This is a genomic window from Mycobacterium palustre (assembly GCF_002101785.1).
Classification (GTDB): Bacteria; Actinomycetota; Actinomycetes; order Mycobacteriales; family Mycobacteriaceae; genus Mycobacterium; species Mycobacterium palustre.
On record NZ_LQPJ01000123.1, the window covers coordinates 1 to 10,159 of the forward strand.

The window sequence follows — 10,159 nt, forward strand, 5'->3', positions numbered from 1 at the left end:
TACCTGCCTCACCAGCACCGGCTGATCATCCCGCACTCCTGGCCCGAACCATCAACCGACAGTCCGAAAGGTAGGGCATCATGACGATCGTCGTCACTGGAGCGACCGGCAACGTCGGGCGCCCGCTCGTCGCCGAACTGGTCGCCGCGGGCACCCGCGTGCGCGCGGTCAGCCGCACCCCGCACACGGCCGGGTTTCCCTCGAGCGTCGAGGTGGTCGGCTCGGCCGCCGACGCGCTGCCCGGGGCCTCGGCGGTGTTCCTCAATTCCCGCGCGCTGGGTGAGGGGCTGGCTGAGGTGGTGGCCCAATGCGTGCGGGCGGGAGTAGGCAAGCTGGTGGCGCTGTCGGCGATCAACGCCGACGACGACCTTTCTCGGCAGCCCTCACGTGTTCGCGGGGACCGCAACAAGGAGGTCGAACAGCTCGCCGTCGAATCCGGGCTGGACTGGGTGAGCCTGCGCCCCAGCGTGTTCGCGACGAACTTCGCGGGCATGTGGTCGGCGCAGCTGCGCGCCGGCGACGTGGTGGCCGGGCCCTACGCGGCGGCCTCCTCCGCCCCGATCGTCGAGAGCGACATCGCCGCGGTCGCCGCGCGGGCGTTGCTCACCGACGAGCTTGTCGGGCAGCGAATCCCCCTGACCGGCCCGCAGGCATTCACCAACTTTGAGCTGATCGAGGTCATCGGCGCGGTCCTGGGCCGGCGGCTGCAGTACCTGGAGGCCCCCAACGAGTTGGTGCGCCAACGGTTTATCGGCATCGGGCTCGGCGCGGAGTTCGCAGACGCCTACATGGCGATGCTCGCCGAGACGCTCGACAAGCCCGCGCTCGTCACCCACGATATCGAGAAGATCCTTGGGCGCCCGGCGACCCCGTTCGCCCAATGGGTGTCCCGGCACCGCGACCTGTTTACGAAATCCTAAGGAGCAAGCCATGTCCGAACCTCGCCCCCCGCGCTACCTCAAGCCGATGAACAAGGTGATGATGGCGGTCCAGCGACTCGGGATACCGACCGGCCCGGCCATGGTGCTGACGGTGCCCGGCCGCAAATCGGGCCGCCCGCGCAGCACCCCGATGACGCCGTTCGAGTTTCGGGGCGGCCTCTACGTGGTGGCCGGCTATCCCGGCGCCGACTGGGCCGCGAACGCCCGCGCCGCGGGCACCGGCACGCTGAGCCGGGGCCGCCGCTCGCGGCGGGTCAGGATCGTCGAACTCGGCCCCGAGGAGGCCCGTCCGGTGCTGCGGGAGTTCGCCGTCAAGGTGCCGGTCGGCGTCTCGTTCGCCAAGCGATCGGGGATGGTGCGCGACGGCACGGCCGACGAATTCGAGGCGCTGGCGGGCCGGGTCGCCGTGTTCCGATTCGAGCCGGCGACCGGGTGATGCAGCTGTTCGACCGTTTCGGCGCCCAACCGCAGCAGGCCGTCCTCGATCCACAGGCCGGTCAGCGCCTGATCCCCCGTTGAGGATCACGTTGACGGTGCCCTCTTGGTCGGTGGCCGAAAACGTTCCGGTGCTCGTTCGCTGCATCTGATCTTCGAGCAGTGAGCTGAACCGCCTGAGCTCGTTCAGTGCTGCGTTCGCCTGCCGGTGGCCGGCGTCGGTGCTCTTTCGCGAGGTCCTTAGGGTCGAGGCGCGGCGAGGGAACACCGGTGAAGGCCCCGGTCCACTGGCGATCTTCAGTCTGAACCGACCTGTGGGGCCGACCCCGCACGAATTTTTGGCGTCCCTCAGCCGGTGAGCATGCGGTACTGGGCGGCCGCTTGCTGGTGTGCGTTGTCGAGCTCGCGGGCGACCGCTTTGATGGTGTAGCGGTCGGCGGCGGCCAGGCACCAGTAGCGCGGCACCAGCCCGTTGGCTCCTGCGACCCGGGTGCAGCGGCTTTGCGGCAGTCCTGGGACCGGCGGGCCGGCCTGCGCGCCAGGCGTTTTCGCGGCGATGTCGCCGTAGGTCTGGGCGAGGGACTGCGCGCCGGCGGCATCCCTGGCTTGATAGACGGTGGTCAGGTTGGTGGCGACGTAGTCGACGCCGGCGGCGCTCAGCGCGGGCCCGACCTGGACCGGGTCGTTTTCCAGGTGCAGCGCGCCCGCAGGCGGGTAGGCCGCCCCCGTCGTGGAAGTCGCCTGGTCGGGCGGCAACGGCAGGGTGCGCGCGACGAGGCCGGTGGGATCCATTGGCAGCGCGGGGAATTGGTTCGCGGCGGTGGGCGCGAAGCCGTCGATCAGCGGGATTTGCAGGTCGAGCGTGCGCGCGGCGAGCGGGGTTTCGCAGTCGGCGCCGCCCGCGCAGCGCGCGACCTGGACGAGCACGTAGGGTCCGTGCGCGGTGAGCGTCGTCAGCTCCCGGACGGTTTGGGAGCCTTCCTGGAAGGTCAACAGTGTCGCCGCGGCGTCGGGGTGCCCGGGGATCGGGATGGCCTGTTCGGCTTCGGTCACAATGGGGGTGACGCTGGGTTCCCGCGGCATGTGCATGGCGCGGTCGTGCATGCCCTGGGCGGCGGCGGTGGCGGCGGTGGGATCGGCGAAGCGCAGGACGGCGTTGCGCAGCGACGTCTGCGGATTGGCGCCGGCGGCTTGGCGTTCGGACATGAAGCCGACCACGAAGGGCACCCGGAAGGCGCCGCCCACGATCGGGGTCCACACGACCTGGGCGAGCTGCTCGAAATTTTCGATCACCGTGGCCGAGTTGCTCGACACGGGGCTGATCAGGGTGGGGTCGGCTTGCCAGGGGCCCACCACGTACGCGGCCATGCGGCGGCCTTCGACCAGGCGCCCGGCATGATCGGATCCGGCGTCGCCGAGCGGGGGCGCCGGGCTCGTCGGGTATTTGCCCGGGTCGAGCACCGACGCGTTGACCGGTGTCGGGCGGCTTGACGGCGCGGGGCGCGGGCTGCCGGCGGTAACCTGTGCACATCCAGCCAGGACGGCGGCGAGCAGCGCGGCTACCGCGCGCCAATTCTTCTGTGTCGCTGGGAGTTTCACAGCATGCAGATCTTCCAGCCGTCTTCGTGCTTGAGCGGCATGGTTACCGCGCGGCTCCCCACGGCCTCGTTTCGCGAGTCCATCGCCACGGTGGCGGTGTCGCCGGTGACGGTGACCGAGGTGATGGTGATCGTGGTGAGCCCCGTCTGGTCGCGACCCTTCTTGACGTAATCCATTACGGGGCCGGTGAACCGGGCCCGCATCGCGGTGCACATCAGGTCGGTGTAGGCCTCCCAGTTCTGGGTGTTGTAGGCGTCCTGGAACGCCATCATGGTCTGGCGTATCTGATCCTCGGTCGACGGCGTGACGGGAGGCAACGGTGCGGGTGAGGTGCCCGGAGCAGCCACGGTCGCGGAGCTTAAAGCGCTCGTATGGGACGTCGCGGGGGTGCCGCCGGTCACCGTCGAGCACGCGGCTGTGACCGCGGCGGCGAACAGCGCGGCGATTCGAGTCGTCACCATACCTTGCAGACCTTCCAGCCGTCTTCGTGCTTGAGCGGCAAGCTGAGCGTCCCCGACCCAAGAACTTCGTTCTGGACGTCCATGGTGGCGGTGGCGTCGTCGCCGGTGACGGTCACCGAGGTGATCTTGATGGTGGTGAGCCCGTTTTGCGCCCGGCCCTTCTTGACGTAACCCATAGTGGGGCCGGTGAATTGGGCACGCATCGCCGAGCACATCAATTCGGTGTAGGCGTCCCAGTTCTGCGTGTTGTAGGCGTCCTGGAAGGCCATCACGGTCTGGCGGACCTGGTCTTCGGCGGAGACCGTCGGAGGCGCGTTGCTCGGCGCCGCCGCGGTGGCGGCGGCCGGCGTCGTCGGGTGCGCGGTGATCGGCGTGCCGCCGGTGACCACCGAGCACGCGGCGCTGGCCAGGGCCGCCAGACACGCCGCTAAAGTCCTTGCGGCAGAGGGCATTCTAGACCCCCTCATTGGCGGGGCACCTTGGCGGAGGTCGCCGCGACCAGCGCGGCGACGTCGGCGCCGCCGGTGCGGCATTGCCGGATGTCGACGAGGACGTTGCCGCGCTCCTGCAGGCCGTGCTGGCAGGTGGCGGTGCCGCCGCGCAAGGTGGCGGTCAGGGTGAGCACACCGGAGGTGGTGACCGGCTGGCCGAAGTCCCAGGTTTGAGGCGGCTGGCCCGGCGCCGTCACGGTGAGCGGCTTACCCCCGCAAAGGCCCCATTGGCCGCGCTGATTGACATACGCAATCCCGACCGAGTCCTGCGAAGGGAAGGCGATGACGGCCTGGCTGACGCTGTCTTGCCACGCGGTCTCGTTCAGCGAGCGGAGCTGCTGCGCGGCCACACCGGTGTAGCCGCTGCGGGCATAGACCGCCTGCTGCGCCGGGGCCCAGGCCCCGAGGCATTGCGGATTGTCGACGGTGGCGGTGTCGTCCCAAAGGCTGGTGCCATCGGTTTCGAGCACCACCGACTGGCCGTTGGCGGCGCCGGCGATCTCGTTGCCGGTCAAGAGGATCGGCCGCAGCTGGGCGGCGGTGACGTCGGTGGCGGGCGGCCCCTGCGGGGAGGGCGGCGGCCCGCCCGCGCTGCCGTCGGGGTTTTGGGCCGGCCATGCCGCCACGGTGACGGCGGTCGCGAACGCCACCACGGCGGCCACGGCGGCACCGATCACCATCCGGCGTCGGCGCTTCGGCGCTGCGGGAGGTCGGCCGGGCGGCACCGGTGGCGCCGTGCCCGGCCAGGAGGCCATGGTGCGCGGGCCGCTGTGTTCCCACCACGGCGAGCCGGGCGGGCCAGCGGGCGGGTAGGGGCTGACCTCGCCGCGCGGCACCGGGGGCAGCGGCACCTGCCGCGTGGGGTCGTGCAGGGCGGCGGCCGCCGCCTCGGCCAGCGCCCCGGCGGAGGGGAAGCGGGCGGTGGGGTCTTTGGCCATGGCGATGGCGATGACGTGGTCGAGCGCGGCCGGTAGCGAGGGCACGGCTTCGGTGACCCGTGGCGGCGGGCTGAACAGGTGGGCCATCATGACCGACGCCGCCCCGTTGCCGGCCGGGAAGGGGGTTTTGCCCGTCAGCAGGCGATACAGCGCGCACCCGAGGGAGTAGATGTCGACGCGGCCGTCGATCTGCGCGTTGGACAGCACTTCCGGCGCCGCGTAGGCGATGGTGGCCATCACCGAGCCGGTCGCGGTGAGCCCGGCGTCGTCGAGGGCGCGGGCAATCCCGAAGTCGCCGAGCAGGGCGCGTTCGCGCGGGCCGATCGGCCCGGACAGCAGGAAATTTCCGGGCTTGATGTCGCGGTGCACCACGTGGTGGGCGTGGGCGAAGTCGAGTGCCTTGGCGACCTCGCCGATGATGTGCACCGCGCGCGGCGGGGTCATGGTGCCGTCGCGCAGCGCGGCGTCGGCGTCGGCGCCGTCGACGAACTGCATGGCGATCCACAGCTGGCCGTCGTCGGTGTGGCCGCGGTTGTAGACGGACACGATCTGCGGGTGCTCGAGCGCGGCCGCGGTGTCGGCCTCCCGGATGAACCGGGCCCGAAAGTCGGGGTCACGCGACAGTTCGGCCGAGAGCACTTTGAGCGCGATCTGCCGCGGCAAGGTCGGATCGTCGGCCAGGTAGACCGCGCCCATCCCCCCGCTGCCCAGCACACGCTGGATGCGGTAACCACAAACCACCGAACCCGTTGCCAGCATTGCCATTACCAGACGATGGCGGCCATGTCGCGGTTGTCCGAACACACGCTGCGGACCGCCACCTCGATGTCGGCGGCGGTGATGATCTGCAGGTCCTCGACCGTCACCGGCTGACCCGCCCGTTTCTGCGCGACCACGCGGGTGTCGCGGAATCCTTCGGCGCGTTCGATGACGTTGCGGGCGAACCGGCCGTTCTGCATGGCGTCGATGCCGTGCTGCCCACCGGGCGTCGTGTAATTGCGGATCGTGGTGGCGGCGTCCAGAAACGTCGCCCGCGCGCCGTCGTCGAGGACGCTGGCACGCGGTGCGGCATAGCGGCTTCCGATCTCGACGATCTCGGCCGGCGAATACGACTCGAAGCGCAGCTTGCGGTTGAACCGCCCGGCCAAACCGGGGTTCACCGTGAGGAACTGGTCCACCTGGTCCTCATAGCCGGCGCCGATGAAACAGAAGTCGAAACGGTGGACTTCCAGTGCGACGAGCAGTTGATTGACGGCCTCCATGCCGATCATGTCCGGCGTGCCGTCCTGGTGACGTTCGATCAGCGAGTAGAACTCGTCCATGAAAATTATTCGGCCAAGCGACTTTTCGATCAACTCGTTGGTCTTGGGCCCGGATTCCCCGATGTAGTGGCCGCAGAAGTCCGATCGGCGGACCTCGCGGATTTCGGGGTGGCGCACGATCCCCATGCCGGCATAGATCTTGCCCAACGCCTCCGCCGTGGTCGTCTTGCCCGTCCCGGGCGGCCCTACCAGCAGCATGTGGTTCGTCTGGCCCTCCACCGGCAGCCCGTGTTCGAGGCGCATCATGCGCACCTCGAGCTGGTCTTCCAGCGCCGAGACGGCCTGCTTGACCGCCGCCAGGCCAACCTGTTTGGCCAGCAGCGCGCGCCCCTCGGCCAGCAACTCGGCGCGCCGCTCCGCCGCGTCGGCGTCGTCGAGCTGCTCGCGGCTCTTCGCCGTGGCGGCATCCCACTTGTCGGTGCGGCTGGCGATGGTCTGTTCGTCGGTCACCACCAGGTGCAGGTTCGGGTCGGCCAGCGCCTCCTTGGCGGGCTCGGTCAGCACCCCGTTAATGGTGGCCTTCGACAGCCAGACCTGGGCGCGGTCCTCCTCGCCGAGCTGCCGGTGCACCATGCCCCGCACATATGCCAGATCCGCGACGAGCAGCGGAATGTCAGCCGGGCCGATGGACGCGGTCAGCACCTCGGCGCCGAACCGCGCCGACGATGCGTTCTGGCCGATCACGTCGACGCGATCCAGCCAGTCCAGGGCCACCCGGCCCTGACCGAGATGGGCGGCGGCGTGGGCCGCCAGCGCGCAGATCGACGCCGTCACCGCGGACATGATGATCGCCTGGGGCGGCAGCTCCTCGGCGGCCGCCAGCAACACGTCCGGCCAGCGCTGCGTGGTGTACATCAGAAACGCCCGGGCGAGCTGGTGCCACTGATAGTTGCCCCAGGAATCCAGGAGTTCGCGGTTGGCCAAGACCTTTTCGGCCTCGTCGTACTCGCCGGCGATGGTCAGTGCCGACGACAGCGCGAGGCCCACCTGCGATGCGTCGGTCACCGTGATGCCGATGTAGGGGCCCAGCTGCATCTCCGCGGCCAGGGTCCGCCCGATCCGGGTGGTCTCACGGTGCAACCACTCGCGGTGGTGGTTGAGCCTTTTCAGCGACGCCAGGTCGTTGTCGCCGCATGCGATGCGGCCCAACCAGGCGTCGGCCATCGACGGATCCGCCTCGGTGGCGGCGACGAACTCCGGCAAGGCGGCCGCGGGTCCCTGCCTTTCCCTGATCGCCATGGCGCGGTCGAAATGCTTACGCGCCGTGAGCAAATCGCCCATCGCCTACCCCATCCTCCACGCCGATCGTGCGAACCCGGTCCCGTCGCCGACTCGCTAGTTGGCGAACGACATCGCTACCGACTCAAGGTTGACATACCGGTTCTCCGCCCGGAACAGATCCACGTCAACCAGCCAATGTTGGCCCGCCGCAGCGACTTTCACCATCGATCCGCTGACCTGCTCGATGGCGACCTCGAACGCCTGGCCATGTCCGTCGGGAAGCGTCGTGCCGGGCGGCGCGACGTTTATCACGGTCGCCGGCCGTGGCGCGGGCGATATGGCGACGTCGCCTCCAGCTGCCCGGGGGATGTACTCGACGACGCTGACGGTGGTGCGCGGCGCAGGTCGCGAGGTGCCGACCACGCTGACCGCCGGCATCCGCACGCTCGCCCATCGCTTTGGGTCGCGGGTGTGCACGCACACCCGCTCGCCCGCCCCCGCTGCGCGGATCACGATCCGTTTGGCGATGGCGTCATCGGCGGCCACGAAGACCCGGCTGGGTTCACCGGCGTCGGTGACTGGGATCATCAGCCGGTCCCCGTTGCTGAGCTTGCCCACCAGCACCCCCGACGGCCCGATTTCGATCGCCAGCTGGTCCGGCAGGGCGCTGCGCCGCAGGCCGCGCAGGAACGGGCGGGGACCGCACATATTGGCGGCCGCCGCGGCCGTCTGCTCGCCGTTGAGGCGGCGCAGAACGACGCTGGGCGGGCTAGGCGCCTGGGTTGGTGTGCGCACCGTGACCGTCGCGGTGCACATACCGTCCGGAAACACCGTCACGTTTTGGATGACCTCGTCGACGCGCAGCGTCCAGGCCTGCGCGATCACGTGCGAGTTGATCGCCTCTGCCGGATAGGCATACGTGGTCATCCACCCGGATTCCCCGCGGATGGCTTTCCACTTCTGCGCCTTGCCCGACACCGCATCCCATCCGAGCCTGCGGTCGAGCTCGATCAGGTCGGTCGCGGTAGCCACCTTGGCGCGCAACCCATTACAACGCAGCGACCCGGCGACCCGCTGCGCCGCCGAGATGGCCGTGGCCCCAAGGGTGGTGCGCCACCGGAGGGCGTGCGTGTTGTCGATCACCGGCAGCCGCATGATCAGCCATGTTTCGCGCCGGCCCGCGTATGGCGGGGTGCCGATCTCGGCGTCATACACCCGCGGGTAGTCGCCGAGGTTGCCGCACCTCGACCCGACAGTGACGACGCTGATCGATTCGAGCTCGAGGCCCAGCGGGTGCTGCATCATGGGCACCAGCTCGGTGACGTCGATGACGTTCTCGGTCTCGACGGTCACGGATCCGGTCACCGTGGTCGCGCGATGTGCCCTGCCGAGCAGCTGCACGGCCACCACCGCTACACCGTCTTGGACGCGCACCCCGCCGCCGGATCGGTTGCTGGCCACCGTGATTGGATCACTCCAGGTGATCGGGCGCCGGCCGCGCAGCGCCAGCACCGCCCACGACCACGCCGGCTGGCCCCACCAGGGCACGAACACCAGCGCGACGCCGACCACCACGGCCACCGCCGCGCCGATGTAGCCGCCGGCCGCCCAGCCCGCCACGGCGAGCAGGAACACGGCCACCACCCCGACGACCCGCCGGTTGCTGCCCGCGCTGAAGCCGGTCAGCCGCGATCTCATCGGGCCCTCCGCAGCCGCGCGCCGACGGCGGCCACCAGGACACCGGCGGCCACCGCGCCGAGAAAGCCGATGGCGATGTTGCGCGCCCGGTGGTCCGGCGGCGGCGGGGGTGGCGCCGGGGTGATGACCCGGCTGTGCGCACCCGGCGGCATCTTGTCGCCGGGCGGGATGTTGAACGTCAACGCGGCGACGGGGTCGACCATCCCGTAGCCCACCTTGTTGTCGACGCCGGCGGGCGGGTTGTGCGCCGACTGCACGATCCGGTTGATCACCTGATGGGCGCTCAGCTCAGGGTATTTCGCGCGCACCAGCGCCGCGACGCCACTGACGTAGGCAGCCGAAAAGCTGGTCCCCCAGAACGGCATGTTCTTCTCGCCCGGACGGGACGGCGGGTAGGCGTTGACCGGGCCACCGCCCTGCGGCGAAAGGCCCATGATGTGGGTGGCGGGGCCCGCCACGCCAACCCAGGGACCGGACATGCTCTTGTCGATCGGCGCGCCGGTGGCGTCGACACCACCCACCGACAAGACATAGTCGGAGAACCACGACGGCGACGAGATGACCTTGACCTGATGCCAGTCCCGCGGATCCGAGGGGTCCAGCGGGTCATACATCGGGTTGTTGTCGCAACCGCCCTCCCCGTCGTTGCCCGCGGCGGCCACGATCACCGCATCCTTGACCGTCGCCGCGTACCACACCGCCGCTCCCAAGGCCCGCTGGTCGGTCGTAGAGGCGGCCGGCAGGCATGAGGTCACCGAAATATTGATCACCTTGGCGCCCATGTTCGCCGCGTGAACCACGGCCCGCGCCAACGTGTTCAGGGTGCCGGCCTTGACCTTCTCGTCGGAGTTGGGGTCGCCCGGGCCCGGATTGACGGGCTCGAAGGCGCGCGAAGACTGACGTATCGAGATGACGGTCGCATGCGGGGCGACGCCCACCACACCGTCGGGTGCACCCGGCGGGGGCGGCGGCACCGCGGGTTCGTCTTCTGTTTGCGGGTCGGGCGGCCCATTGGAGGGCGCCATCGCGCCGGCCTCCGGGGGTGGCGGCGGG

The 10,159-nt window shown here is 70.0% G+C and carries 9 protein-coding genes; 2 read left to right on the top strand and 7 right to left on the bottom strand.

What is annotated here, in order from left to right; genetic code table 11:
- Positions 1–80 precede the first annotated feature (80 nt).
- Positions 81–920 carry an NAD(P)H-binding protein gene (locus AWC19_RS20235; protein WP_085079787.1) on the top strand — a complete coding sequence of 280 codons (840 nt, stop codon included), beginning with the start codon at positions 81–83 and terminating at the stop codon, positions 918–920.
- A 10-nt stretch (positions 921–930) separates the two neighbouring features.
- Positions 931–1,377, top strand: a complete 447-nt coding sequence (locus AWC19_RS20240) for a nitroreductase family deazaflavin-dependent oxidoreductase (RefSeq protein ID WP_085079788.1) — start codon at positions 931–933, stop codon at positions 1,375–1,377.
- A 347-nt stretch (positions 1,378–1,724) separates the two neighbouring features.
- On the opposite strand, the gene AWC19_RS20245 is transcribed toward AWC19_RS20240, so the two are convergent.
- The 7 genes from AWC19_RS20245 to mycP all read right to left on the bottom strand — a co-directional run.
- Positions 1,725–2,975 (bottom strand): DUF7373 family lipoprotein, encoded by a 1,251-nt coding sequence (locus AWC19_RS20245; protein ID WP_085079790.1) that lies wholly within the window; start codon positions 2,973–2,975, stop codon positions 1,725–1,727.
- Entirely contained in the window at positions 2,972–3,433 is a 462-nt protein-coding gene (locus AWC19_RS29335; RefSeq protein WP_142281322.1) for an Rv0361 family membrane protein, read from the bottom strand. The genes AWC19_RS20245 and AWC19_RS29335 overlap by 4 nt, the downstream gene beginning before the upstream one ends.
- Positions 3,430–3,888 carry an Rv0361 family membrane protein gene (locus AWC19_RS20255; RefSeq protein WP_142281323.1) on the bottom strand — a complete coding sequence of 153 codons (459 nt, stop codon included), beginning with the start codon at positions 3,886–3,888 and terminating at the stop codon, positions 3,430–3,432. The genes AWC19_RS29335 and AWC19_RS20255 overlap by 4 nt, the downstream gene beginning before the upstream one ends.
- 11 nt (positions 3,889–3,899) lie before the next feature.
- Positions 3,900–5,630: a serine/threonine-protein kinase PknH/PknJ gene (locus AWC19_RS20260; RefSeq protein WP_245849181.1), complete on the bottom strand. Its 1,731-nt coding sequence runs from the start codon at positions 5,628–5,630 to the stop codon at positions 3,900–3,902.
- Complete coding sequence (gene eccA, locus AWC19_RS20265) at positions 5,630–7,468, bottom strand: type VII secretion AAA-ATPase EccA (RefSeq protein WP_085079793.1); 1,839 nt, start codon at positions 7,466–7,468, stop codon at positions 5,630–5,632. Before eccA ends, AWC19_RS20260 begins: the two co-directional genes overlap by 1 nt.
- Before the next feature lie 54 nt (positions 7,469–7,522).
- Complete coding sequence (gene eccE, locus AWC19_RS20270) at positions 7,523–9,106, bottom strand: type VII secretion protein EccE (RefSeq protein WP_085079794.1); 1,584 nt, start codon at positions 9,104–9,106, stop codon at positions 7,523–7,525.
- Positions 9,103–10,159: type VII secretion-associated serine protease mycosin (gene mycP, locus AWC19_RS20275; protein WP_085079797.1), on the bottom strand; the 1,057-nt coding region annotated here is incomplete at its 5' end. The genes eccE and mycP, both read right to left, overlap by 4 nt.